This is a genomic window from Ralstonia sp. A12 (genome assembly GCF_000801955.1).
Lineage (GTDB): Bacteria > Pseudomonadota > Gammaproteobacteria > Burkholderiales > Burkholderiaceae > Ralstonia.
Genome location: NZ_JSZO01000019.1, coordinates 22,353 through 46,031, shown reverse-complemented (window position 1 = coordinate 46,031; position 23,679 = coordinate 22,353). Strand labels below are relative to the sequence as shown.

At 65.0% G+C, this 23,679-nt stretch carries 19 protein-coding genes and 1 tRNA gene; 7 read left to right on the top strand and 13 right to left on the bottom strand.

Annotated features, from left to right (window positions below):
* Positions 1-151: 151 nt before the first annotated feature.
* Positions 152-1,462, top strand: coding sequence for a M20/M25/M40 family metallo-hydrolase (locus tag PI87_RS20070; RefSeq protein WP_039599494.1), 1,311 nt, complete (start codon positions 152-154; stop codon positions 1,460-1,462).
* Between the two features lie 198 nt (positions 1,463-1,660).
* Here PI87_RS20070 and PI87_RS20065 read toward each other — a convergent pair whose 3' ends face one another.
* Positions 1,661-1,945, bottom strand: coding sequence for a hypothetical protein (locus PI87_RS20065; protein ID WP_039599493.1), 285 nt, complete (start codon positions 1,943-1,945; stop codon positions 1,661-1,663).
* A 499-nt stretch (positions 1,946-2,444) separates the two neighbouring features.
* Between PI87_RS20065 and PI87_RS20060 the strand changes: the two genes are divergently transcribed.
* Complete coding sequence (locus tag PI87_RS20060; RefSeq protein WP_039599492.1) at positions 2,445-3,575, top strand: porin; 1,131 nt, start codon at positions 2,445-2,447, stop codon at positions 3,573-3,575.
* A gap of 142 nt (positions 3,576-3,717) precedes the next feature.
* Positions 3,718-4,716, top strand: coding sequence for a Bug family tripartite tricarboxylate transporter substrate binding protein (locus PI87_RS20055; RefSeq protein ID WP_039599491.1), 999 nt, complete (start codon positions 3,718-3,720; stop codon positions 4,714-4,716).
* Positions 4,717-4,719: 3 nt separating this feature from the next.
* Here PI87_RS20055 and kdpE read toward each other — a convergent pair whose 3' ends face one another.
* From kdpE to PI87_RS20035, 4 genes are all read right to left on the bottom strand, one after another.
* Positions 4,720-5,424 carry a two-component system response regulator KdpE gene (gene kdpE, locus PI87_RS20050; RefSeq protein ID WP_039599490.1) on the bottom strand — a complete coding sequence of 235 codons (705 nt, stop codon included), beginning with the start codon at positions 5,422-5,424 and terminating at the stop codon, positions 4,720-4,722.
* Positions 5,425-5,500: 76 nt separating this feature from the next.
* Complete coding sequence (locus PI87_RS20045) at positions 5,501-5,812, bottom strand: high-potential iron-sulfur protein (RefSeq protein WP_021197298.1); 312 nt, start codon at positions 5,810-5,812, stop codon at positions 5,501-5,503.
* A gap of 326 nt (positions 5,813-6,138) precedes the next feature.
* Positions 6,139-7,206, bottom strand: a complete 1,068-nt coding sequence (hisC, locus tag PI87_RS20040) for a histidinol-phosphate transaminase (RefSeq protein ID WP_039599489.1) — start codon at positions 7,204-7,206, stop codon at positions 6,139-6,141.
* A gap of 192 nt (positions 7,207-7,398) precedes the next feature.
* Positions 7,399-7,474: transfer RNA gene (locus PI87_RS20035), tRNA-Arg, on the bottom strand.
* Positions 7,475-7,842: 368 nt separating this feature from the next.
* Between PI87_RS20035 and PI87_RS20030 the strand changes: the two genes are divergently transcribed.
* Together PI87_RS20030 and PI87_RS20025 are read left to right on the top strand one after the other, a co-directional pair.
* Positions 7,843-8,733, top strand: a complete 891-nt coding sequence (locus PI87_RS20030; RefSeq protein WP_039599608.1) for a c-type cytochrome — start codon at positions 7,843-7,845, stop codon at positions 8,731-8,733.
* A gap of 179 nt (positions 8,734-8,912) precedes the next feature.
* Entirely contained in the window at positions 8,913-9,335 is a 423-nt protein-coding gene (locus PI87_RS20025; protein WP_039599607.1) for a surface-adhesin E family protein, read from the top strand.
* 6 nt (positions 9,336-9,341) lie between these two features.
* Here the strand turns inward: PI87_RS20025 and PI87_RS20020 are convergent, their stop codons facing one another.
* Both PI87_RS20020 and PI87_RS20015 read right to left on the bottom strand, forming a co-directional pair.
* A complete protein-coding gene (locus tag PI87_RS20020) occupies positions 9,342-10,424 on the bottom strand; it encodes a hypothetical protein (RefSeq protein WP_039599488.1) in 1,083 nt (360 codons plus the stop codon).
* Positions 10,421-11,593: a hypothetical protein gene (locus PI87_RS20015; RefSeq protein WP_039599487.1), complete on the bottom strand. Its 1,173-nt coding sequence runs from the start codon at positions 11,591-11,593 to the stop codon at positions 10,421-10,423. The genes PI87_RS20020 and PI87_RS20015 overlap by 4 nt, the downstream gene beginning before the upstream one ends.
* Before the next feature lie 84 nt (positions 11,594-11,677).
* Here PI87_RS20015 and PI87_RS20010 point away from each other — a divergent pair, with 84 nt between their 5' ends.
* Positions 11,678-12,499: a MerR family transcriptional regulator gene (locus PI87_RS20010; RefSeq protein WP_039599486.1), complete on the top strand. Its 822-nt coding sequence runs from the start codon at positions 11,678-11,680 to the stop codon at positions 12,497-12,499.
* Between the two features lie 102 nt (positions 12,500-12,601).
* Here the strand turns inward: PI87_RS20010 and PI87_RS20005 are convergent, their stop codons facing one another.
* The 6 genes from PI87_RS20005 to PI87_RS19980 form a co-directional block, all read right to left on the bottom strand.
* Complete coding sequence (locus tag PI87_RS20005) at positions 12,602-13,498, bottom strand: metal-dependent hydrolase (RefSeq protein ID WP_039599485.1); 897 nt, start codon at positions 13,496-13,498, stop codon at positions 12,602-12,604.
* Complete coding sequence (locus PI87_RS20000; protein WP_039599484.1) at positions 13,495-14,535, bottom strand: alpha/beta fold hydrolase; 1,041 nt, start codon at positions 14,533-14,535, stop codon at positions 13,495-13,497. The genes PI87_RS20005 and PI87_RS20000 overlap by 4 nt, the downstream gene beginning before the upstream one ends.
* Positions 14,536-14,545: 10 nt before the next feature.
* Positions 14,546-15,448: an SDR family NAD(P)-dependent oxidoreductase gene (locus tag PI87_RS19995; protein WP_039599483.1), complete on the bottom strand. Its 903-nt coding sequence runs from the start codon at positions 15,446-15,448 to the stop codon at positions 14,546-14,548.
* Positions 15,449-15,487: 39 nt separating this feature from the next.
* On the bottom strand, positions 15,488-17,107 hold the full coding sequence (locus PI87_RS19990; protein WP_039599482.1) for a flavin-containing monooxygenase: 1,620 nt from the start codon (positions 17,105-17,107) through the stop codon (positions 15,488-15,490).
* 145 nt (positions 17,108-17,252) lie between these two features.
* Positions 17,253-21,617 carry an ATP-binding protein gene (locus PI87_RS19985; protein ID WP_084210029.1) on the bottom strand — a complete coding sequence of 1,455 codons (4,365 nt, stop codon included), beginning with the start codon at positions 21,615-21,617 and terminating at the stop codon, positions 17,253-17,255.
* Positions 21,618-21,620: 3 nt separating this feature from the next.
* Positions 21,621-22,289, bottom strand: a complete 669-nt coding sequence (locus tag PI87_RS19980; protein WP_039599481.1) for a response regulator transcription factor — start codon at positions 22,287-22,289, stop codon at positions 21,621-21,623.
* Between the two features lie 228 nt (positions 22,290-22,517).
* On the opposite strand from PI87_RS19980, the gene PI87_RS19975 reads away from it, so the two are divergent.
* Positions 22,518-23,669, top strand: coding sequence for a cation diffusion facilitator family transporter (locus PI87_RS19975; RefSeq protein ID WP_039599605.1), 1,152 nt, complete (start codon positions 22,518-22,520; stop codon positions 23,667-23,669).
* Positions 23,670-23,679: the final 10 nt, after the last annotated feature.

The window sequence follows — 23,679 nt, the reverse complement described above, 5'->3', positions numbered from 1 at the left end:
TTCGTTTTGCGCAGCACTGCCGATATTCCATTGCGTTGCGTCAGAAGCCCTATCCGAAGAGGGGATGAGGCTCCAGGCAACCATCAGGCGGACGTGAGAAAATCGCGCCTTTGTTGCAGACCATAACTAAGAGACAGGTGAGGGAACATCCATGAATGCCACGTTGTTGAAGAGGGGCGTGCGGTCAGTCATGCTGGCGGCGCTCGCCACCGTTGGTGCGTTGGCCGCTGGCCAGGCGGCTGCCGTGCCGCCCGCTGAAATCTACAAGCGCGCCCAGCAGGAAAAGCCCGCGCTGATCGACACCATGAAGACGCTGGTGTCGATTGAATCGGGCAGCAAGGACATCGAAGGCCTGGACAAGATTGCCGGCGTAATTGCCGACCGCCTGCGCTTGCTAGGCGGCGACGTCAAGCTGATCGACCCGAGCGACCACGCGTACCGCATGGCCGACACGCCCGAGAAGGTCGGCAAGATGGTGCTCGCCCGCTTCAAGGGCGAAGGCACGCGCAACATCATGCTGATCGCGCACATGGATACGGTGTACCTGAAGGGCATGCTCGCGCAGCAGCCGTTCCGCATTGACGGTGATCGCGCCTACGGCCTGGGTATCGCCGACGACAAGAACGGCGTGGCCGTCATCCTGCACACCGTGTCGATCCTGCAGTCGGTCGGCTTCAAGAAATACGGCACGCTGACCGTGCTCATCAACGGCGACGAAGAAATCAGCTCGCCGGGCGCGCGCGCCATGCAGGCCAAGCTGGGTGCGGAGCAAGACGCCGTGTTCTCGTGCGAGGGCACGCGTGTGACCTCCGACAAGCTGTCGCTGGCCACCAGCGGCATCGGCGCCATCCTGCTCGATGTGAAGGGCAAGGCATCGCACGCGGGCGGTGCGCCGGAGCAGGGCCGCAACGCGCTGTATGAACTGTCGCACCAGGTGCTGCAGATGCGCGATCTGTCCAATCCGCAGACCGGCCTCAAGGTCAACTGGACGGTGTCGCAGGCCGGTACCAACCGCAACGTGATCCCGGCCGTCGCCAGTGCCCAGGCAGACGTGCGCTTGCTGCGCGCGGCCGATGCCGACAAGCTGGAAGAGACCGTCAACGAACGCATCAAGAACAAGCTGATCCCTGATACGCAGGTAAGCGCCAAGTTCGAGCGCCGCCGCCCGCCCCTGGAAGCCACGCCAGCCTCGCGCGCGCTGGCCGAGCACGCCCAGAAGATCTACGGCGAACTCGGCAAGACGCTGGAGATTGACGACAAGGCCGAAGGCGGCGGTACGGATGCAGCGTTTGCCGCCTCCAAGACCAAAGCCCCGGTGATCGAGCGCTTTGGCCTGGCCAGCTTTGGCGCGCACTCGAATGATGCCGAGTACGTCGACCTGAACTCCATCGTGCCGCGCCTGTACCTGCTCACGCGCATGGTGATGGATGTGTCGCGCGATCGCGTGGGCGTGACCAAGTAACGATCATCGCCATCCATATAAAGACGGGACGGTTGCCAATCGGCACCGTCCCGTTTTTGTTGGGGCACCCAGCTATGACGAAAAAGCCCCGCTGGTGCAACACCAACGGGGCCGGATTGGGCCAAAGGCGGAAACGGAGGATGCCTGGAGACCGGCCCTTAACCAGAGAAAGCGCGTGAACGAAGCGCGCTTTCCGTATCAGCTCGGTACCGGATAACCATAAACCGAGCCGCCACCATCGCGCGAACGGCCCGCCGGGTCGCTGCGTGAGCCTTCGGAGTACGGATCAAAGCGGCCGCTGCGCGCACCCTCTGTGTAGGTGTCGAAGCGTCCGGTGCGGGCGCCATCGCTATAGACATCAAAACGTTCGGCGCGCGCGGCCTGCCCGAACACCTCCACGCGGCTGGCCTGCGCCCAAGCGCTGCCCGCCGCCAGGGCACCTGCCGCCAACAGCGCGGCCATTCCAATCTGCTTGAGTCGCATGGCGAACTCCTTCTTCAACTGATTTTCGATGCTGTTTTAAGGCGTGGTCTTTTGACTGTCCTGCCACGGCCTGAAGCGTAGGTCAGAGGGGTGGCCGTATCCACAGTGGTGCGACGAACGGTTTGTTGTGAGCGCCGAAATGATGCAAGTCAGCGTGAATGGCGCTGAAAAACACGCCAATGGCGAAATAGTGGGGGCGAGGCCTCCACCTTTTTGCCTAATCAAGGAATATTTGAAACCCGCAGCGCAGTCTTGGTGCACCACAGCAGGGCGCGACGAGCCGGCAAGCCTTGCCGGAGGCCGTTTTGGTGCGCTGCATTAAGAGCGATGCGTGCGTACCACACTTGGCAGGGCGATTCTGTGAATTGCTTTGCCGGGCATAAGGGCTTTTGTTAAATTTGCGCGGCACTTCCGACACGGAAGCAAAGGAAACGGAGGAGCCCAACCTCATGCACACGGGGGCGGGCGGTTTGAGACAACTCTTTTATTACGAGCCCACATGAAAAAGTCTGCCATTCTGGTTGCAGTCGGCGCCCTGTTCGCAGGTTCGGCCTACGCCCAATCGAGCGTGACGCTGTACGGTATTGTCGATACCAGCATTCACTACATCAACAACGCTAACCAAGCTGGCAACAGCGTGACCCAGATGGAAAGCGGTGCTGTGTCGAACAGCCGCTGGGGCCTGAAGGGCTCGGAAGATCTGGGCGGTGGTAACAAGGCACTGTTCGTGCTGGAAAGCGGCTTCGCTTCCGACTCGGGCAAGATGAGCAGCGCCGGTACGCTGTTCAATCGTCAATCGTTCGTGGGCCTGTCCAACAAGGACCTGGGCACCATCACGCTGGGCCGTCAATACAACTTCGGCTTCACGATGGGCGGCAACTTCGATCCGCTGGGCGTGGGTAACTACGACGGCAACTCGTGGGTGTTCTACGGTCTGACCGGCCTGCGTGAATCGAACATGCTGAAGTACGAGAACAAGATCAACGGCCTGTACGTTGGCTTGGGCTACGGCTTCGGCGAAGTGCCGGGCAGCGCCAGCCAGAACCAATACCTGGGCGCAGCCGTGTCGTATGAATTCGGCCCGGCCCTGATCGGCGGCCTGTACCAGCAACACAAGGATGTGGCTGGCAACAAGCAGTCGGTGTGGAGCATCGGCGGTAACTACGCCATCGGACCGGCAAAGCTGTACCTGGGCTACATCGACAGCAGCGACGCCACTGGTTGCGTGAACAGCTCGTCGAACTGCGTGGGCAACAGCGCTTTCGGCCTGAACATCTACGGCAATGCCACGACGGGTGCTGGCCTGACCCCGGGCGCCACGAAGCGTCGTGACAAGGTTGCCCTGGGCGGCGTGACGTACCAAGTCACCCCGGCACTGGCTCTGACCGGCGCGTTCTACTACGACAAGATCAGCAACGCTGCACTGACCGCCGGCAACGACGGCAAGCGCTACACCGCTGTGCTGCTGGCCGAGTACGCTCTGTCCAAGCGCACGCAAGTGTATGGCACGGTCGACTACAACAAGGTCAAGGACGCAGCTCTGCCGGAACTGTCGGGTGGCGGCAACGCAACCGGCATCGGCAAGTCGAACCAGACCAGCGCTGGCGTGGGTATCCGCCACATCTTCTAATCGACGCAGTCACTCGATTGGGAACGGAAAAGGCGCCTTCGGGCGCCTTTTCTTTTGTCTTGTCGTCCAGGCGTGAGCCAGCAAGACTGCCTGGGCGTCCGCCTACAATGGCACCTTCTGATGCCTCCCTTTCGCGCCAGCCATGACTGCTGAACGTTCTGTCCGTCGTCGCCTGATTGCCTCTGCCACGTTGCTGTGCGCCGGCCTGTCGTTGGCGACGGCATTGCCTGTGCAGGCGCAGGATTATCCGGCCAAGCCGATCCGCATCATCGTGGCGTACCCGACCGGTGGTATTTCCGACAACGTGGCGCGTGCGCTGGGCGAGAAGCTCTCGGCCCAGCTTGGTCAGCCGGTTGTGGTGGAGAACCGCGCCGGCGCTGGCGGCAGCATCGGCATGGATGCGGTGGCCAAGGCTGCGCCCGACGGCTATACGCTCGGCTTTTCATCGGTGAGCCCGCTCACGCTCAACCCGCATTTCAGCAAGCTGCCGTATGACCCGCAGAAGGACATCGCGCCGGTGGCCAACATCATGTACGCGCCGATGATCCTGCTGGGCACGTCGTCGTTCACGGGCAAGAGCTTTGCCGACATGCTCAGCCAGTCGCGCGCCAAGCCGGGTTCGATTCGCTGGTCGACGTCGGGCCTGGGCACGGTGGGGCATCTGGCGCTGGAGCAGATCAAGACGCAGGCGCGTGTCGATATCACGTTGATTCCGTACAAGGGCGGTGGCCAGCAGCTGACCGACGCCCTGGGCGGGCAGGTGGAGGTGATGTCGACCAACGTCGGCCCGACGTTGATGCAGCATATCGCCAGCGGCAAGCTGCGGCCGCTGGCGGTGGGCGCGCCGCACCGGCTCGATGCGCTGCCGAACGTGCCGACTTTTGCCGAACTGGGCTACGCCAAGGCCAACATGGCATCGACCTTTGGTGTGTTTGCGCCGGCCAAGACGCCCGCGCCGGTCATCGCGCGGTTGAATATGGAGATCAACAAGGCGCTGGCGGCGCCCGACCTGCGCGACCGACTTACGCAGGCGGCGGTGGTGCCTGCCGGCGGCACGCCCGAGCAGTTCGCTGCCGCCATCCGCGCGGAATACGACAGCAACGGCCGCATCGTTCGCGCCGCTGGTATCAAGGAACAATAAGGCTCAGGCCGTAAATCGGTAACCGACGCCGACTTCGGTCAGCAGGTACTCGGGCCGGGCAGGGTCGCGCTCAAGCTTGTGGCGCAGGTGGCCCATGTAGATGCGCAGATAGTGGCTGCTGTCGGAATGCGCCGGGCCCCAGACTTCGCGCAGCAACTCGCGGTGGGTCATCACCGTGCCGCGCCGGCCGAGCAGCACGGCCAGCAGGCGATATTCGATGGGCGTAAGGTGCACGGCCTCGCCGTTGCGGGTGACCAGGCGGCGCGCCAAGTCCACTTCCACCTCACCAAAACGGATGACGCTGCCGCCGTCTTCGCCGCGCTTGGCGTGTCGCCGCAGCAGCACGCGCAGGCGGGCGATCAGCTCGCCCACGCCAAAGGGTTTGGTGAGGTAGTCGTCTGCACCGGCATCGAGGGCGTCGATCTTGTCGCGCTCATCCACACGGGCGGAGAGCACCAGCACCGGCACCTCCGTCCAGGTGCGCAGCTCGCGGATCAACTGCATGCCGTCGCCATCGGGCAGGCCGAGGTCGAGGATCACCGCATCCGGCTGGCGCGTGCCGGCTTCGATCAAGCCGCGCTCAACGCGGTCGGCTTCATGGACTTCGCAGCCTTCTTCCTCCAGCGCGGCGCGGACGAAGCGGCGGATGTGCGGCTCGTCGTCGATGACGAGGACGGTGGGCGTGAATGTGAACGGCATGGCACGCATTGTAGAGCGGCGCCCGAAAAACAAAAACGGACCCCGCAGGGTCCGTTTGCATTGGCGAATGGCCAGCCTGTGTGGCTTAGGCCTTCTTCGCCCAGGCGCTGCACCAGCCCTTGTTGGCAACGTCCTTGCCGGCGAACAGCGGGCAGCCGCCTTGTGCTGCCGTGCCGCCTTGGTACAGGGCGCAGTTGCCGCAGTGTTGATCGGCTGCGTGCTTCGGGAACTTGGCCTTGTCGACCTTGGTGGTGTCAGCCTTGTAGCCGAGGGCGGCGGCTTGCGGGTCGGTCTCCGCCACCATCGGTGCTGCCAGAGCCAGGTCCGACATCGACATGACGGCGCCAGCGGCGGCCACGATGGGGATGCTCTTCAGGAATTGACGACGATTGGACATGCTGATTCCTTTTGTGGGAGTGTGTTGTGTGGCGTCCCTTGCCGCGCCCGCGTGAAGCAGAGGCTCGCCCTAGGGGACAGCGGACGGCGTCGGCGCGCCGTTTTCCCGCTCGTGCATTCTGGCACAGCAATCGGCCGGAGGCACCTGCGTCTGGTCAATGTTCCCCATACCTGCGTGCAGCAATCGCTCACTTCGGTGGCCTTCGATTCACACGGTGCAAGGCCGTCGATGCACCGTGTGGTCGGGGGTTGAGGGCGGCATCGCTGGTACGCTCCTCCGAACGGCTGGTCAGACACGGTGGCAATTTGACGCAGGGGCGCATGTGCCTATCCCAGCAGGTTGCACAGTGCCTTTAAGAATGCGTCGCATTCATCGTCGGTGCCGACGGTGATGCGCAGATGTTGGTCGATGCGCGGCAGCTTGAAATGCCGCACGAAGATCTCCCGCGCCTTCAGATTGGCCGCAAGCGTGGCGGCATCGTGTGTGGGGTGCCGTGCGAAGACGAAGTTCGCAGCCGAAGGCACGACCTCGAACCCCAGGGCTTGCAGGCTCTGCGTCAGCCGATCGCGGCTGGTGATCACGCGCGCGCAACTGCTGCGGAAATAGGCGTCGTCTTCGTAGGCCGCTTGGGCTGCGACCTGTGCAAGGCGGTCCAGCGGGTACGAGTTGAAGCTGTCCTTCACGCGGTTGAGCGCTTCGATGAGCGCCGCATGCCCGAACGCGAATCCGACCCGCATGCCCGCGAGCGAGCGGGATTTGGACGTCGTATGGACGACCAGCAGATTCGGATAGCGATCGACTAGCGTGACCGCCGACTGCGCACCGAAATCCACGTACGCCTCGTCGATCACCACCACCGATGATGGGTTCGCCGCGACGATCCGCTCGATCTCCGCCAGCGGCAAGGCGTGGCCGGTTGGCGCGTTCGGGTTCGGGAACAGCACGCCGCCCGCGTCGCCAAGATAGTCGTTCGCGTTGATCGAAAAGTCGTCGGCCAGCGGAATCACCTGGCACTGCACGCCGTACAGCCGCGCGTAGGTCGGGTAAAAGCTGTACGAGATGTCGGGAAAGCGCAGCGGTTTGTCGTGCTTGAGCAGCGCGTGGAACACGTGCGCCAGCACTTCGTCTGAACCGTTGCCTGCGAACACCTGCTCGGGTTGCAAACCGTGATGGGCGGCGACCGTCTCGCGCAGCCGGCGCGAGAGCGGATCGGGATAGCGCCGCAGGCTGTCGCCGACGCTGCCCAATTCGCGGGCAATCGCCTCAGCGACACGCGGCGACGGCGGGTAGGGGTTCTCGTTGGTGTTCAGCTTGACCGGGTGCGCCAGCGCTGGCTGTTCGCCCGGCACATACGGCACCAGTTGCTGAACCACATCGCTCCAGTAACGACTCACTGCTCGACTCCTGACCGGTGAATTTCCCCGCGCGCCTGATTTGCGATCGACGGAATGGGGATCGCGAAGGAGGGCGGGGCAAGGGGCTTGATATGGATGGGCGCCGCGTTTGGCGGCGGCGCCATAGATTGCGGCAAAAATGCGGTTCGGGCGCGGAAACGCCCCAACATTTTGCGCAATTCAGTGAGTGTTTGGCGCGCCCGGCTGGGATCGAACCAGCAACCCCTGCCTTCGGAGGGCAGTACTCTATCCATTGAGCTACGGGCGCACATCGGCACAGAACGCGCCGAAAGAGAAGCCCCGCAGGATAACGTATTTGCGTTCAGGCGTCCATCGCGCCCAGGTCATAGCGCTTGATGCAACGCCGTTTCCAGTGGTTTTTGACGCAGGTCGAAAAGCGCTGCCTAGGGCTCTCCCGCGTGTCAAACGGCTTGGCATTGCGGATATAATCGCCCGTCATTTGCCAGAAAAACAAGCGGGGACAGGTCTGTTCGGGCCAATGGGGCACGTCCCAAGGTCTTCCTGCCCTCATTGCGACCCCACGGGGCCCCACGCACTGCCGGCGATGCTCGCGACTCCTGCCGGTGGCGCTCTGAGGCTTCAAGAGCGGTTCCACCATCCTGAGAGTTGATGAGCATGAGCGACGCGCAGCACGACGAACACGAGCCCCTGATCAAGACCCCCAAGCAGCTGATCATCGCGGTGATCGCCGCCTTTGCCGTTCCCATCCTCATCATCATCCTGCTGGCCAACTATGTTGGCATGGGCGCCAAGGAAGGCGCTGGCGGCTCCGGCATGTCCGAAGAGGCCGTCAACGACCGCATCAAGCCCGTCGCGCAACTCGAACTGAAAGACCCGAACGCACCGCGCGTCTTCAAGACGGGCGAGCAACTCTACAAGGAAGTCTGCGCGACCTGCCACGCCGCCGGTGTGGCAGGTGCCCCCAAATTTGGCGATGCGGCCAGCTGGGGGCCGCGTTTGTCACAGGGCCTGGATGGCCTGACCAAGGTTGCGCTGGCCGGCAAGGGCGGGATGCCTGCGCGCGGCGGCACGTCGCCTGACGACGTGAGCGACTACGAAATCGAACGTGCCATCGTCTACATGGCCAACTCCGGCGGCGGCAAGCTGCAGGAACCGGCCGCGCCGGCGGGTGCTGCTGCAGCACCGGCGGCTGCGTCGGCATCGGAAGCCGCGGCGCCTGCTGCTGCCCCGGCTGCAGCCGCAGCTCCCGCACCTGCTGCTGCGCCGGCCGCTCCGGCCGCAGCCGCTGCACCGCAAGCTTCGACGGGTGACGTCGGCAAGAAGGTCTACGACTCGACCTGCCAGATGTGCCACGCGGCTGGCGTGGCCGGCGCGCCCAAGTTTGGCGACAAGGCTGCCTGGGCACCGCGCATTGCTGAAGGCAAGGCCAAGATGTACGACATCGCGCTGCACGGCAAGGGCGCGATGCCGCCCAAGGGTACCTACGCCGGCTCCGACGATGACGTGAAGGCCGCCGTGGATTACATGGCCGCTGCAGCCAAGTAAGTCGTCACTCTCGTTTCTCGAAAAGCCCGCCCAGCGCGGGCTTTTTTGTTGCCTGCCAAAGCAGGCGCCCCCTGGGCATGCCGATTGCTCACCTATGCTTGATGTGCGGGGCCCGATGCAGCCACATGGCAAACGGCATCGTTCCCCACGCGCCCAGGTTGATGCAAACGGAGGTTGCCATGCGAAGGGATCGAAGGTCATTGACCGATTGCTACTGGGCGGCATTCGCCCTGGTGCTCTGCAGCTCGGCTGTCATGGCGGCCGACAACTGGGTCAAGCTTTCCCCGCTGGCTGACAATGCCGGCACGCTCTACCTGGACAAGGATTCCATCGAGCGCAACAAGGATGGCACCGTGCGTGCCACCTCGCGCGACGCCTATGACACGCCGCGCAAACTCGCCGATGGCGTCGCATACCAATACGATTCGCGTACGTCGGTCTACGACTGCAAGAACGAACGCATCCTGCCGGTCAGCGCGCTGATCCAGGACAGCCAGCACGCCACCATCCTCTCTAAGAACATTGACGACCCTCGCTGGGAACCCGTCCAGCCGCGCACAGAAGGTGAGGCCGTTCTGCGCGCGGTCTGCCTGTTGCAATAGGGCTGTTTACTGCACGGCCGCTGCCGGCGCCAGATCGACGCGCAGCGTGCCGTCCGCATCCATGCGTGTGGTGCCGCGTGCGGCAGCCTCGCGGTAGTGGTACAGGTCAAAGCGCAGCGGCCCGTGCGTGGAGGTGTCGGTGACGAGCACGCGGCTGTTGGTCACCAGCACGTTGTACATCTTCAGGTCACCAGACTGGATCCAGATGCGGCTGCCGGCGTCGGTCGGGGCGGGCGCGCACATCGACGGCGCCGGGCCGAAGCCAAGCACGAGCCCATCGGACGTCACGCGCGCGGTCTGCATCTGGCCGAGCAGGCGCGGCGGCGGGAACACCGTGGTCTGGTCCAGCACCATCGCGTTGCCATCCAGCTTCGCGCCGCCACGGTCGAGCGGCGCGAGTTGCGACAACTCCAGCCCCATCCCCTTGAGCATCGCCAGCGTCTGCACGCCCATTACGCGCGCTTCGCTTGGCGTGTAGACGAGGTAGCGCGATTCCTTGAGCGCCAGCGTGCCGCGCATGCCAAACGGCAACCACACGCCCGGAAAGTGGTTGCGCAGCTTGAGCCCGCCCGACACGTCGAGCACGCCGTCGCCCGGCGTCAGCGACAGTGCGTTGAGCGAGCGCGGCGCGTAGTCCAGCAGGTAGGTGTTGAATAGCGCGTCGAGCGACGCCTTGGGCACCGTCACCTCGCCGCCGAGGATGCGGATGTCGAACTGGCTCGGGTCGTCCATGTCGACGGGCTGGCCGGGCGTGTGCGGCACGAGCTGCGCGGTGAGCTGGTGCACGTGGAAGCCGATGTCGCCGGTGATGCGGAAATCAACATCGCGCATCTGCACGACGGGCGGAGCGGTGCGGGAGTCGCGTGCGGCAACCGTACCGGTGGTGATGGCGGCGCCCGAGGCTGGCTGGCATCGTTGGGTCCACTGCTGGCGCACCGTGACCAGCTCCTTGCGCTGGGCGCTGGCCATGGGCGGCTCAGCCGCACGCGCGAACGTGCTGGCCAGCAAACCGGCAGCACTGAATCCGGCCAGCACAAGCAGCATCAGCCGCAGCATGAGGGCAGCGAGGGCGATGGCGGGGGCGATCATGGCGCAGTCCTCTTGGCGAGTTGCAGCGCGGGTTTGGCGAGCGTGCCCACCGGTTTGGCTGCGAGTTTGGTCGCGGGTTTGGCCAACTTGGCAGCAGCGAGCATGTCGAACGACGGCATCAGCACGCGAATGCTGCCATCGGTCGAGAAGCGCAGCGACCCCGCAACGAGCTGATCCCGGTAGCGGTACAGGTTGAACACGAAGGGCTTGGCCGGATCGGCGACCACGATGTCGATGCGCGCATTCATCGGCATCGAACGCAGGAAGCGGATGTCACCGCCCCGAAACAGGATGTAGGGGCGCTGTGCATCGGCGGCATTGGCCAGGGGCGGCATCTGCGGATTGCCGTCGCCGATCTGCATGACGAGCCCGTCGCGTGTGACGCGGATGGCTGAGACCTTCAGATCCAGCGCGGGCGGCGGAAACAGCTTGGGCACCTGCATGACGATCTCGCTGCCGGTGAGCTGCACGGCCGGCGTGGACACCGGCAGCAGATCGGCCAGCTCGATATGTGCCGCACCCATCAGCGCGCCGGCATCCTGGCCCTGTACCTTGACCACGTTGGGGCGGAACACGATGGTCTGCGGATCGCGCAGCACCAGCGGGCCACGCAGCTCGATCGGCACCCAGGCACCGCGGCGGCGCATCTCGGCGCGCATGTCGAGCGTGCCGTCATCCAGCGTGAAGCTGAAGCGCCGCAAGGGTGGGTCATTGCCTGGCCCGCGCGCAAAGACCACGGTGTTGAACAGCGCAGCCATGCTGTCGGCGCTCACGCGCACTGTGCCGCTCACGGGCTGCAGCGTGTACGACGACACATCGTCGAGCCAGACTGGATCACCCGGCAGGCGCGGCACCATGCGCAGCGCGAGCTGATCGACCAGGAAGCCGACGTCGCCGTCAAAGCGAAAGTCGACATGGCGCAGGTACGAGATGGCATCGGGCTGGCCGGAATCGCGCAGCGTGGCGGGGCGGACTTCGCGCGTGGCGAGGTTGCCCGACTGGAACGGCGCGCGTGCCTGCTGGCGGGCGTCTTCCAGTTGCTTGGCCTTGGCCGCTTCGATGCCGCCGTGGCCGTCACCGGCGCTGGCACAGCTTTGCAGCAGCGCCACGCACAGAACGCCCGCAGCCCGGAGCGCCAACCTACGGTTGCTCAAGTTCAAGTCCCACATCGACGGTCTCCTCGTCGCGAGAATCAGCCGGAAGGTCCGGCAGTCGGCGCGGTCATGTCGCCACGCTCGTGTAGAATTTTTTGCATGCCTGCCCGCAAATTAACCGGCGATGCCGGTCCGCCCGCTGCTCCGCCCGTGCGCGAATTCACCATTGACGAACTCGCGCGCGCAGCCGAGACCACTGTCCGCAATGTCCGTTCGTACCAGGACCGCGGACTGATCGACCCGCCTGAGCGGCGCGGGCGCGTGGGCATCTACACGCAGGCGCATCTCGGGCGGCTCAAGCTCATCAACCACCTGCTGGCGCGCGGCTACACGCTCGCCAACATCCAGGAGCTGCTCAAGGCCATCGTCGAAGGCCATGACTTGCGCTCCATTCTCGGGCTCGAATCCGCCATCAGCAGCCCCTGGTCGGATGAGTCGCCCAAGCACTTTTCGCTGTTGGCGCTGGCCAAGCTCTTTGGCCGCTCCATGTCACGCCAGGCGCTGGCACGTGCCATCTCGCTCGGCTTGCTGACGCCGGATGGTCTCGGCTATCTGGCACGCAGCCCCAAAGCCCTGCTGGCCGGCGCGCAGATGGCGAAAGCCGGTTTCCCGTTGGTTGAAGTGCTCGACATTCTCGAGCGGGCCCGTCCGCATACGCAGGCCGTGGCCGACGATCTCGTCTCCATGGTCGTGCGCGAGCTCGACAAGTACGGCGAAGGCCAACTGCCGCCGGTCGAGGACGTGCCACGCCTGGTCGACGTGATTTGGCGCATCCGCCCGCTGGCGCTAGTGGCAGTCGAGGCCGAGCTGATGCGTGCGCTCGAGATCGCCGCCAACAAGTACCTGGGCGACCGTGTGGCGCAAGTCATCGAGCATCTGCACGAACCGCCGAATCCTTCGAACTCGCCGGACAAAGGCTAGTGTCTCCGGCGCGCCCATGCGTGGAGCGCGCCTGATCTATTTCTAGTTTGATCCTGATACGGCCGCTGTCGGCAACCGACAGCAGGCGTTTTGAATGCCTGCTCAGGACCCGGCCGCGCCCGCCGTCGACAGCTTGCGGCGGATCGACGGCGACGGCGCTTCGCCATTGGCGGCGGCGTACGCTTCAATCTCTGAGATCAGCTTGGGCAGGCGTTCGAGCGCCGCACGGTTGTCCTCATCCCACGGATGGAAGGACGGCCGGAAGAAATCAAAGAACTCCGGAATGATCTTGCGCAGCGGCGCCGGGTGAATCCACAGGAAGTGGAATGCCTTGCCCAGGCCGAAGAACTTGTTCTTGCAGGTGCGATCCGCAAAGATCAGGCGCAGGTGCACGTAGAACACCATCGCCCAGAACGAGACTGTGGTCAGCAGCATGATCGATGTGCGCAGGAGATAGCGACCCAGGCCCGGCTTGATGGCGATGTTCCACACGTCGTAGCTGACGGCCTTGTGCTCGGTTTCTTCCATGGCGTGCCACAGCCAGACCTGACGATAGCCGGGCTCGGAGTTGCGGCCCAGGCCGTCTTCATGCGAGAGCACCTGACCGGCCAGCATGGCGGTGTAGTGCTCCAGTGCCACCGTCACGGCCAACTGGTGCTTCTTGGGCGTGTACTTGCGCAGCACGTTGAGGAACTTGCCGACAAAGCGGTCGATGCGATTGGCGGGCAGGCCGGCACGGTCGAGTAGGTCGTTGTACAGCACGTGCTCGCGCGTGTGCATGGCCTCCTGGCCGATGAAGCCGGCCACGGCTTGCTTGAGTTCCGGGTCGGTCACCAAGTGGCGGTAGTTGCGCACGCTGTCCATGAAGAAGCGCTCGCCGGTCGGGAAGAAGATCGACAGCGCGTTCAGGAAGTGGGTGACGTGCGTGCCTCGCTCGTGCCAGTTGCTGATGCGATCAGCCGGCAGGTGAGGATGCACGTCGCGGCGGACTGGCATCATGGGCGGTTCTCCTGGAATGTGGTTTCTGCAAGGCGGCTTGAGATGCGCCCTTGGTCTAGAAATGCTGAGAGGTCGGTCCCCACGCGCACGGGGTCTTCCTCCATTGGGATATGGCCGAGCGCCGGATACATGCGCAGCGTGGCGCCGGGAATGCGGCGGGCAAATTCACCGGCGTGCGCGGGCGGGATCCACCGGTCGCGCTGGCCCCACAGGATGAGCGTGGGCACGCCGCGTTTGGCCAATACGGCGGCCAGCCCGCTGGTATCGACATCGTCAAAGCGGAACTTCGGCACCATCTGGCCGATGGCCTGGCGGGCACCGTCGGCGTAGAAAAAATCGGCGTAGCGGCGCAGCGTCGGTTCCGACACGCGTGACGGGTCGCCGTACACATCGCGCGTGGCGGCGCGGATGATGCCCTCGGGCAGCATCCACGGCGAGGTCAGCCGCACGCTCAGGTGGTTGAACAGGTCGATGTAGATCGGCAGCTTCATCGGAAAGCCGGCGGAGTCGATCAGCACGAGCTTTTCAACGCGGCCCGGATGCCGCACGGCAAAGTCCCACGACACCATGCCGCCGAGCGAGTTGCCGATCAGCGTGAGCTTGGACAAGCCCAGCGAATCGACAAACGCGTCGATGAAGTCGCGGTATAGCGGCAGCTCCATGGCGCGCGGGCGGCCTTGTGCGTCACGCAGCGGGCCAGTGATGCCGAATGGCGGCAGGTCCAGCCGGATCACGCGATAGCGGCGCGTGAGCTGCGGCAGTACGCCATCCCACGTGTGCAGCGACGCACCAAAGCCATGGATCAGCAGCAGCGTGCCTTCCGCGTTGGCGGCGCCTTCATCGGTGTAATGCACGCGCGTGCCCATCAGCGGCAGGTAGCGCGATTGCGGCTTGGCGTAGCGCGCGATCAGCACGTCGCGCCCGATGCTGCGCAGGCCGATGCGGCCCGGGCGCAGCATCGCGCGTGCAACGTTGAGCAGATTCGCGCGCGGGGGGCTGGCGAATTGTTCAAGTTCAGCGGTGGTGGCCGTGTTCATCGACAGCCCCTTACTTCGCGCGCGCGGTGGACGGCGCGGTGTCCGCCGTGCCGCCTTCTCGCAGCGCCTTCTTGCGCGTGCGGCGGGCTTCGCGTACGACCAGTGCCTGGTATGCGGCGGGCAACACGCGGGCCATCACATCGGCGGCGTGGGCGTCGGGGCCGATCAGCACGCGACGTTTGTTCTTGCGCACGCCATCAAGGATCATCTCTGCCGCCTTCTCGGCCGTGGTGATGAAGAACTTCTCGAACTCTTCCTTGCCCTGCTGTTCGTCGCGTACCAGGAAGCCGTTCATGCTGGGCGACACGCGGCTCGACTTGGCGATGTTGGTCTTGATGCCGCCGGGGTGCACGCAGGTGGCCGACACACCGCAGTTCATCAGGTCCAGCTCCTGGCGCAGCGCCTCGGTGTAGCCGCGCACGGCGTATTTGCTGGCGTTGTAGGCCCCCATGCCCGGCTGCGCGAAGATGCCGAAGATGCTCGACGTGTTGATGATGTGGCCGTTGCCACTCGCCTTGAGCAGTGGCAGGAACGCCTTGGTGCCGTGTACAACGCCCCAGAAGTTGATGTTCATGATCCAGGCCAGCTCGTCGTCGTCCATGCCTTCGATCGTGCTGGACAGCGCCACGCCGGCATTGTTGAAGATCAGGTTGACCTTGCCGTGCGCGGCGGCGGCTTCTTCGGCCCAGCGGTACACGGCGGCGCGGTCGGCCACGTCGACGGCGTGCGTCGTCACGCGGATGCGGTCGCCTTCATGCGCGCGCACCAGTTGCAGCGTCTGCGCGAGTGCGGCTTCATTGCGGTCGGCCAGTGCGAGATGACAGCCCTCGCGCGCCAACTGCAATGCAAGCGATCGCCCCATGCCGGACGCGGCACCGGTGATGGCGGCAACCTGGTTATTGAATGACTTCATAGCGTGGTCTCCAGATGTCTTTTTGCGGCGCGGCGCGCGTCAGACGCGGTCGAGCGCTTCTTCGTTGGGGGTGTTGTCTGCGGTGGCAGGTACGGTGCGGGCGGGTACGCGCAGCGGCACGCCCTTGGGCACGGCCATCGGGCGCGTGCGGTAGTCGGCCAGGCGGAAGCTCGCCGTTGCGCGGCGGAACTGCCACGTGAAGCCCGGCCACAGCGTGGTGTTCTTGCCGGTCTTCGGATCGAGGTACCAGCTCACGCAGCCACCGGCTGACCAGATCGCGTTCGACAGCCGCTTCTGGATCCCGTCGTTGAAGCGGCGCTGCACGTCGAGGCGCACATCGATGGTCGCCACGTTGTGCGCACGCATCGATTTGAGCGCGTCCACGATGTACGCCACCTGCGACTCGATCATGAACACCATCGACGAGTGGCCCAGGCCCGTGTTCGGGCCCACCACCATGAAGAAGTTCGGGAAGCCCGCCACCGTGGTGCCCAGGTAGGCCTCGGCGCCGTGCTTGTCCCAGGCATCGACAATGTCCACGCCCTGGCTGCCGCGCAGCACGCCACGCGGGAACGGATCGGTGGCGTGGAAGCCCGTGCCGAAGATCAGGCAATCGACTTCGCGCCGCGTGCCGTCGGTGGTGACGATGGCATTGGGCTCGACACGTGCGATGCCGGTGGTGATCACATCCACGTTGTCCCGCGTGAGGGCGGGGTAGTAGTCGTTCGAGATCAGGATGCGCTTGCAGCCGATGGTGTAGTCGGGCGTCACCTTCTGGCGCAGTACCGGGTCGGCAATGCGGCGCTTGATGTGGCCGCGCGCCATGCGCTCCACCGCCTTCATCAGCTTCGGGTGAAGCACAAAGCCCAGCACGCGCGATTCGAGCATCCAGTAGATGCTGGTGCGCATCAGCTTTTGCGTGAAGGGCAGGTGGCGGAACAGCCAGTGCTCGGCGCGTGAGACCTTGCGGTCGGGCTTGGGCAGGATCCACGGCGGGGTGCGCTGATACAGATCAACGCGGCCGGCCTTGGGCGCGATCTGTGGGACAAACTGGATGGCCGAGGCGCCCGTGCCGATCACCGCGACGCGTTTGCCGCGCAGGTCGTAGTCGTGTTCCCACAACTGCGAGTGGAACGCCTTGCCCTGGAAGGTTTCGATGCCGGGAATGTTCGGCCACGACGGGCGGCTCAGGCCCCCCATGCCGGAGATCAGCGTGCGGGCGCGGTAGCGGCGGCCGTCGGCCATGTCCAGATCCCACGCACCGGCTGCGTCGTTGAAGGCCGCACGCGCCAGCTCGTGGTGGAAGCGCACATGCGGGCGCACGCCGAATTCGTCGGTGCAGCGCTCCAGGTACGCGCGGATTTCCGGCTGCGGTGAATACATGCGCGACCAGTCCGGATTGGGCGCGAACGAAAACGAATACAAGTGCGACTGCACATCGCACGCACAGCCCGGGTAGTGGTTGTCGCGCCACGTGCCGCCCACCGACCCGGCCTTCTCGAAAACGAGGAAGTTGTCGATGCCGTTCTGCTTGAGCTGGATCGCCATGCCCAGACCGGCAAAGCCCGTCCCGATGATGGCCACATCGATCAGGGCAGGGGCCTCAGTACTCGGGTCTGGACGGGAGGGGTGGAACAACAAGTCGGACCGTGCATTCACGTGGTGTCTCCGCGGGCACCACTTGGGCGCCTCTTAATGTGACATTGATCGATGTCATCGTAGGAGGCGCCCCTGATCGCGTCAATCGGCCGATTGGAAAGGAACGTCTAGAAGCGGCGTATCAGGCGCTTGAAACGGATTTTCCTTATGAATCCGTCACTTGCGTGCGGTGCACAACACCGTGGCTGGCGGTTTCAAGCGTCGTCATCAACCGCTTCAGGTGCGTGAGCAGTCGCATGACGCGTTCGCCAGCGGAGCGCAGATCGTTGTCGGCTGCGCTGAGGATGGCATGGCGGAAGGCCTGCATTTCCGCGTCAACGGAAGGGCTGCGCAGCAATGCCATGGCGCCGCCCGTACGGTGTGCCCACTGGCGCAGGGCGGTACGGTTGATCGTTTCCAGCAACGCGCGCAATTGCTGCGCATCGTCATCCAGAGACGAGAGGAAGACCTCGACCAGGCCGTCCGCTGCGGCGCCTGTGCCGAGCGTGCGCTGCAGATCGTTGAGCGAGACCGCGAACGAGGCGTCGTCTGCGGCAGCAGCATCCTGCGCATCGTCGGGCGGTGGTGCGGCCGGCCACAGTGTCGACAGGGCCTCCTGCAAGGTGGCCAGCGTGGTTGGCTTGAGCAGGCTGCCATCCATGCCGACGGTGCGGCAGCGTGCGTGTTCTTCGGCCAGCGTGGTGGCGGTGATGGCGATGATGGGCAGACGCGTGCCATCGGCGCGTTCCTGCTCTTGCTGGCGAATGTGTGCGGCCAGATCGAACCCGTCCATGCGCGGCATATGGCAGTCGGTCACCAGCGCATCGAAGTGGCCCTCACGCAGGCGTTCGAGCGCGGCGATGCCGTCTTCCGCCAGCGTGACGCGATACCCGAGCAGCCGCAGTTGCTTGGCGATCAGCTCGCGGTTGATGGGGTGATCTTCGGCCACCAGGATGTGCGCGCCCAGCGCGTGGTTGGGCGCCGCGAGCCGCACGGGAATCATCGGCGCACTGGCCGGTTTCGTTATCTCCGGTTGTGGCAGGGCGCGCTCGCAGGCGTGCAGGAAAGCGAGCCAGCTCAGCGGGTTGACGCTCAGCACCGCGCCGCGCTTGGCGTAGCGCACTTCGCGCGTCACGCAAATCGCCCCTGGCTGCGCTTGCTGCGATGTGGTGAAGAGAATGTCCGCGTGGGCATCCGGCGTGACACGCAGTCCTGCAGCCTCGGCAAATTGCACGAGGCAGCGTTGGTCGATGGCCGAGTCCACATGGATGGCAACGCTGCGGCCCGCCAGTTGCGGCAGCGCATAGCGCGCCGTCATGACCGGCACCGGCAGCCGCAGCGTGATGGTTGTGCCGTGCCCGGGGGTGCTGTCCATTTCAAGCGTACCGCCCATCAACCCGGCCAGCTGACGCGAGATCGCCAGGCCCAGGCCGGTGCCGCCGTAGTTGCGCGTGGTCGAGCGTTCAGCCTGGACAAACGGCGCGAACAGCGTGGCCTGCACCTCGGGTGTGATGCCGATGCCCGTGTCGGTGACGTGGATGGCGACCTGCGCGGCGTCGTCGTCAACGCGGGTGCATTCCGCCTTGAGACTGATGCTGCCGCGATCCGTGAACTTGATGGCGTTGGAGAGCAGGTTGAACAGCACCTGCCGCACGCGCACGCTATCGACCGACACCGTGGCCGGCACATCGGCTGCCACGTCCACCTGCACGGTCAGCGATTTTTCGTGTGCACGGCTGGCCAGCAGGCCGACCGTGCCGTCGAACAGCTCACGCAAGTCCGTGTCCACGGGCAGGATGTCCAGGCGACCGGCCTCGATCTTGGCGTAGTCGAGGATGTCGTCCAGGATGTGCAGCAGCGCGCGGCCGGAATCCTGCACCAAAGACACCATCTGCTTCTGCTCGCCGTCCAGCCTGGTTTGCTGCAGCAGTTCGACCAGCCCCAGCACGCCGTTCATGGGCGTGCGGATCTCGTGGCTCATCATGGCCAGGAAGCGGTCCTTGGCCAGCAATGCCGATTCGGCCGCGTTCTTGGCGGCTTCCAATGCATCGGCCTGTTCGCGTTCGGCGGTGACGTCGCTCATGTAGCCGTTCCAGACGGTGCGGCCGTCCGCCTCCCGGTGCGGGATCGAGCGCGCATGCAGCCACCGGATCGAGCCGTCGTCGCAGACATGGCGGAATTGCAGATCGAAGGGCGTCAGTTGCTGGGCGGAGGCGTGCTGCATTTCCTCCATGCGCTGGCGGTCTTCTTCGTGAATCAGCAGGGCAGGCGTGGACAGGTAGGTCAGCAGGTCGTCGGGGTGGGCGCCCAGTGTCTCGTCCGCTTTGCCGGCCGCATAGGTCATCCGACCCGTCGCTTGATCCGGCTGCATCTCGTACTGGTAGACCAGTGCGGGCAGTGATTCGGTCACCTCGCGCAGGCGCCGTTCCAGGCGCTCGGCACGTGCTTGAGCCTCGCGGATCTCGCTGATGTCGACCAGCGAAGACACCGCGCCGGTCGGCTGGCCGTCGGGCAGGTGGAACGGCTCGACCCAGCGCAGCATGCGGCGCTGACGGCCATCGGGCAACGTGATGGAGAGTTCTTCACGCGAGCTTTCATCGCATTCCACCGCGCGGCGGTCGACGTCGTTCAGGAGTTCGATATTGCTGGCCGAGAACACCGCAAGTTCCACGGGCGTGCGGCCCAGCACCGTTTCGCGTGGACGCTCGAACATGTTGCAGAAGGCCGCATTGACGGCGACGTACCGGTTCTGCGCATTCTTGGCGGCCAGCGGAAAAGGCACGGCCTCCATCAGCGCGTGCTGAAAGCTGAGCTGTTGCGCGAGTGTTGCCTCAGCATGGCGGCGCTGCCGGTTCTCGCGGCGCAGTTGCAGGTGTTTGATGAACAGCGCCACCAGCGCGATCAGCACCAGCGCTGCCGCCGGGCCGAACCTGGAGAGCACGGCCGAGAGCGACGGGCCCAACTGGTAGCTCACCGACAGCCACTTGTTGCGGATGCTGACTTGCTCCCCTTCGGGCATCGCGAACAACGCGCGGTTGATGAGCGGCAGCAGCGCCGCATAACGCGCAGATACACCGATACCGATGCTCTCTGTCAGGTTGGCCGAGCCCGTCACCTTCAACTCGCCTGGAAAGTGATGGCGAATCAGCGCATCCACCACCGGCAGATTCGCGATGGTGAAGTCGGCCTGCCCCGTGGCCACCAGAGATAGCGCATCGTTGGGCGAAGCCGCAGTGACGACATGGATTCTCGGCACGTTCTTACGCAGCACATCGGCCAGCGTATCGCTACGCGGCAGGGCGACCACTTTGCCTGCAAGCTCAGCCAATGCCCCCACCGCCAGCGCATCATTGCGCCCGACGACCACCATCGGCATGGTGTCGACCGGCTGACTGAACGAGAAGCCCGGCGGGTGGTAATCCTGGTCGGACAGGCCCAGCAGGATGTCGACGTCGCCCGCGCTTGCCTTGGTCAGCGCGTTAGCCCAGTCGTGCACCTGCACGCGCTCGAAGCGCAGGCCGAGGGTGCGCGACAGGAAGCTCAGATACTCGGGCAGGATGCCGAGCAACTCACCGCGCTGCGCGTTGAAGCTGTAGGGCATGTAGTCGGCGTCCGCCGCGTAGCGCAGTGGCGGCAGTGCGGCCAGCATGGCGCGCTCACTGGCTGACAGCGGCAGTGCCACGGTGTTGGCGCCGCCCTGCGTGATCCAGCGCGTGCGCAGGTCACTCATGGCAGCGTCCGGCAACTGCGCAAGGTGGCGATCGAGGTAACGGATGAGCGCGGCGCGGTCGCTCGGCGCCGCAAAGTGCAGTGCATCGACCTGTTGGTTGACCAGTTGCACGACTGACAGGGGCCGGTAGCGCGGCTGCAACATCAGCTCACGCGTCGGATAGGTGACGCCCACGTACGCGTCCGCCTCGCCGTGCAACACGGCGTCGAGCGCATCGGTGGGTGTGGGCGTGCTCACCATGCGAATGCTGGGGTACTGGCGCGGCAGCTCATCCATGAGCGGCGAGCCCTGCTCTACCGTGATGCGCGCGCCGGAGAAGAACGGATTCTGTGCCACCCGCATGTTGTCGTTGCGCGCAACCACGGCCGTTGGCCGCTCGAGGTACGGCGCGGAGTAGTCAAGGCAGCGGTTGTATTCCGAGCGCGGCACCACGCTCATGATGATGTCGACCTCACCACGGCAGGCTGCGTTGACGAGTTCGTCGCGGCGGTTGAACACGCGCGGCACGATGCGCACGCGGTCTTGCGGAATCAACTGCATGAGTAGATCGCCCGAGAAGCCGGTGAGCTTGTCGGCGGCGACACCCTCGAGCGGCATCATGGATTCACCAATGACACCCACGGTGAGCTTGGACGGAATCTGGTGAAAGAGCTGGACGGCTTGGGCAGCATCCTCCGCATGGGCTTCATCCTCGCCGCTCAGCCAGGCGAGCGCAGCCGCACAGGCCAGCAGACCCGCACCGATGCCGACGCGCAGCCGCGTCAGCGGCGACAGGGGAGAGAGACGCGCGCGCCAGCCCATGGATCAACCCTCGAGGGAGCCAAGCAGGCCGTGGCGCACGGCAAAATCGAACAGCGCCGCTTCGGTGGTCAGCGCGAGCTTGCGCATGCCCGCCTGCTTCTGTGCGCTGATGGTCTTGACGCTGCGGTTCAGCCGCACGGCAATCTCGCTGACGGTCAGGCCGGTTACGTACATGCGCAGCACTTCCAGCTCACGCTTGCCGAGCAGATGGATCGGATCGTTCTCGGCCGGCTCCGGCTCGGTGGTGCGGCGGATGAGCTTGGCGTCGAGCTGCGGCGAGAGATAGATGCGGTCGGAAAGCGCCGCCTGCACGCCTTCGAGAATGTGTTGCGGCTCGTCGGATTTACTGACGATGACCTTGATGCCGGCGCGCAGGATGTTGCTCATCAGGGCGCGCGTCTCCAGCATGGTCAGCACCATGATGCGCAGGTCCGGGTGGCGGCGCGCGAGGAATTCGAGCAGAACGATGCCGTCGCCGTAGCGGCTGCCGGGCATGGCGTAGTCGGTGATGGCGATGTCGCAGCGCACGCGGCCGAGCACTGAGAGCAGTTCGTCGGCACTGCTGGCTTCTCCCGCCACTTCGAAGCCGTCAACCGCCGAAACGAGGTGCCGCACCGCGGCCACCACGCCAGGGTGGTCATCAGCAATCACGAGTTGGATGGGGGGCTGCATGTCAACAAATCTCCAGAGCGCGTAACGTGCGGCAACCTGTTTGCCGTATTGCTGAGAATCGCTGAAGCAGCAACGTGGGAAAATCGGAAAAGTCTTATTAATGCGCTCCGATCTGCGCGCTTATGGTGCAAATTCGTTAAGACATGTCACGAACAGAGCGACGTGTCTGATCTGAGTCCGCGCCATCGTGCGTGGCACAATGCACGCGCTCCAAATCTGCTGATTGCCATGACGTCCCACATTCCCACCACACCGACTGCTGCCACGCGCCAGCAGAGCGCTGAACGCTCCACGCTCGTGAGCGCCGGGGTCAATTGCCTGCTCTCTGCGGGGCAGATTGCGGCTGGGTTGTGGTCGCACTCGCAGGGGTTGGTGGCGGACGGGCTGCACACGCTGTCGGACCTGATTGCCGACGGCATCGTCTTCATTGCCAACCGCAACAGTCACAAGGGGCCGGACGAAGACCACCAGTACGGCCACGCGCGCTACGAGAACGCCGCATCGCTCGGGCTGGGCCTGCTGCTGGTGACGGCCGGTGCGGGCATGATCTGGGCGGCCGTGGACAGCCTGCGCTCGCCGCAGGGGCCGGCGCCGGTGCACGGTTTGGCGCTGGTGGTGGCGTTGATTGCGCTGGCTGCCAAGGAAGGGCTGTTCCGCTACATGCTGGCCGTGGCCAAGCGCATCGGCTCACGCATGCTGATTGCCAACGCGTGGCATGCGCGCTCCGATGCGGTGTCGTCGCTGGTGGCGGCGATTGGCGTGGCGGGCAACCTGATGGGATACCACTGGCTGGACCCGGTCGCGGCTTGCGTGGTGGGGCTGATGATCGGCCGCGTGGGCCTGCGCTTCGCATGGGAAGCGCTCAATGATCTGATGGACCGCGCGCTGCCGCCCGCAGAGGTGCAGGACATTCGCGCAAGCCTGGCGGCCACGCCGGGTGTGCTCAGCGTGCACGACCTGCGCACACGCGTGACGGGCGACCAGGCCCTGGTGGATGCGCACATCGAGGTGGACCCGCGTGTGTCGGTCAGCGAAGGCCACGCCGTTGCCGTGCGTGCTCGCGCCAGTGTGCTGGCCGCGCACACCGCCATGGCCGTGCTCGATGTGCAGATCCACGTTGACCCGCGCGAGCGTGTCTCCACCGATCCACTGCCGTTGCCCGACCGCGACGCGCTGCACGCTGTGCTGGCACCGCTGCTGCCGGCCGGCACGCTGCTCGATGCACGCCACTGCGTGCTGCATTACGTGGATGGCGTGGTCGAAATGGACTTGATCCTGCCGCCCGCGCTGGCTGCTGATGAGCACGCCCGCATCGCCGCAGCACTACAAGCGCGCTGGGATGGCCTGGTACGCCTGCGCGTGCTGAGCGCCGACGCATGAGCCCGGGCGC

What these genes read in the sequence shown, in the direction of transcription:
- PI87_RS20070 (WP_039599494.1), top strand. Translation starts at nt 152, where the DNA reads ATGAATGCCACGTTGTTGAAGAGGGGCGTGCGGTCAGTCATGCTGGCG.
- PI87_RS20065 (WP_039599493.1), bottom strand. Translation starts at nt 1,945, where the DNA reads ATGCGACTCAAGCAGATTGGAATGGCCGCGCTGTTGGCGGCAGGTGCC.
- PI87_RS20060 (WP_039599492.1), top strand. Translation starts at nt 2,445, where the DNA reads ATGAAAAAGTCTGCCATTCTGGTTGCAGTCGGCGCCCTGTTCGCAGGT.
- PI87_RS20055 (WP_039599491.1), top strand. Translation starts at nt 3,718, where the DNA reads ATGACTGCTGAACGTTCTGTCCGTCGTCGCCTGATTGCCTCTGCCACG.
- kdpE (WP_039599490.1), bottom strand. Translation starts at nt 5,424, where the DNA reads ATGCGTGCCATGCCGTTCACATTCACGCCCACCGTCCTCGTCATCGAC.
- PI87_RS20045 (WP_021197298.1), bottom strand. Translation starts at nt 5,812, where the DNA reads ATGTCCAATCGTCGTCAATTCCTGAAGAGCATCCCCATCGTGGCCGCC.
- PI87_RS20030 (WP_039599608.1), top strand. Translation starts at nt 7,843, where the DNA reads ATGAGCGACGCGCAGCACGACGAACACGAGCCCCTGATCAAGACCCCC.
- PI87_RS20025 (WP_039599607.1), top strand. Translation starts at nt 8,913, where the DNA reads ATGCGAAGGGATCGAAGGTCATTGACCGATTGCTACTGGGCGGCATTC.
- PI87_RS20020 (WP_039599488.1), bottom strand. Translation starts at nt 10,424, where the DNA reads ATGATCGCCCCCGCCATCGCCCTCGCTGCCCTCATGCTGCGGCTGATG.
- PI87_RS20015 (WP_039599487.1), bottom strand. Translation starts at nt 11,593, where the DNA reads ATGTGGGACTTGAACTTGAGCAACCGTAGGTTGGCGCTCCGGGCTGCG.
- PI87_RS20010 (WP_039599486.1), top strand. Translation starts at nt 11,678, where the DNA reads ATGCCTGCCCGCAAATTAACCGGCGATGCCGGTCCGCCCGCTGCTCCG.
- PI87_RS20005 (WP_039599485.1), bottom strand. Translation starts at nt 13,498, where the DNA reads ATGATGCCAGTCCGCCGCGACGTGCATCCTCACCTGCCGGCTGATCGC.
- PI87_RS20000 (WP_039599484.1), bottom strand. Translation starts at nt 14,535, where the DNA reads ATGAACACGGCCACCACCGCTGAACTTGAACAATTCGCCAGCCCCCCG.
- PI87_RS19995 (WP_039599483.1), bottom strand. Translation starts at nt 15,448, where the DNA reads ATGAAGTCATTCAATAACCAGGTTGCCGCCATCACCGGTGCCGCGTCC.
- PI87_RS19985 (WP_084210029.1), bottom strand. Translation starts at nt 21,617, where the DNA reads ATGGGCTGGCGCGCGCGTCTCTCTCCCCTGTCGCCGCTGACGCGGCTG.
- PI87_RS19980 (WP_039599481.1), bottom strand. Translation starts at nt 22,289, where the DNA reads ATGCAGCCCCCCATCCAACTCGTGATTGCTGATGACCACCCTGGCGTG.
- PI87_RS19975 (WP_039599605.1), top strand. Translation starts at nt 22,518, where the DNA reads ATGACGTCCCACATTCCCACCACACCGACTGCTGCCACGCGCCAGCAG.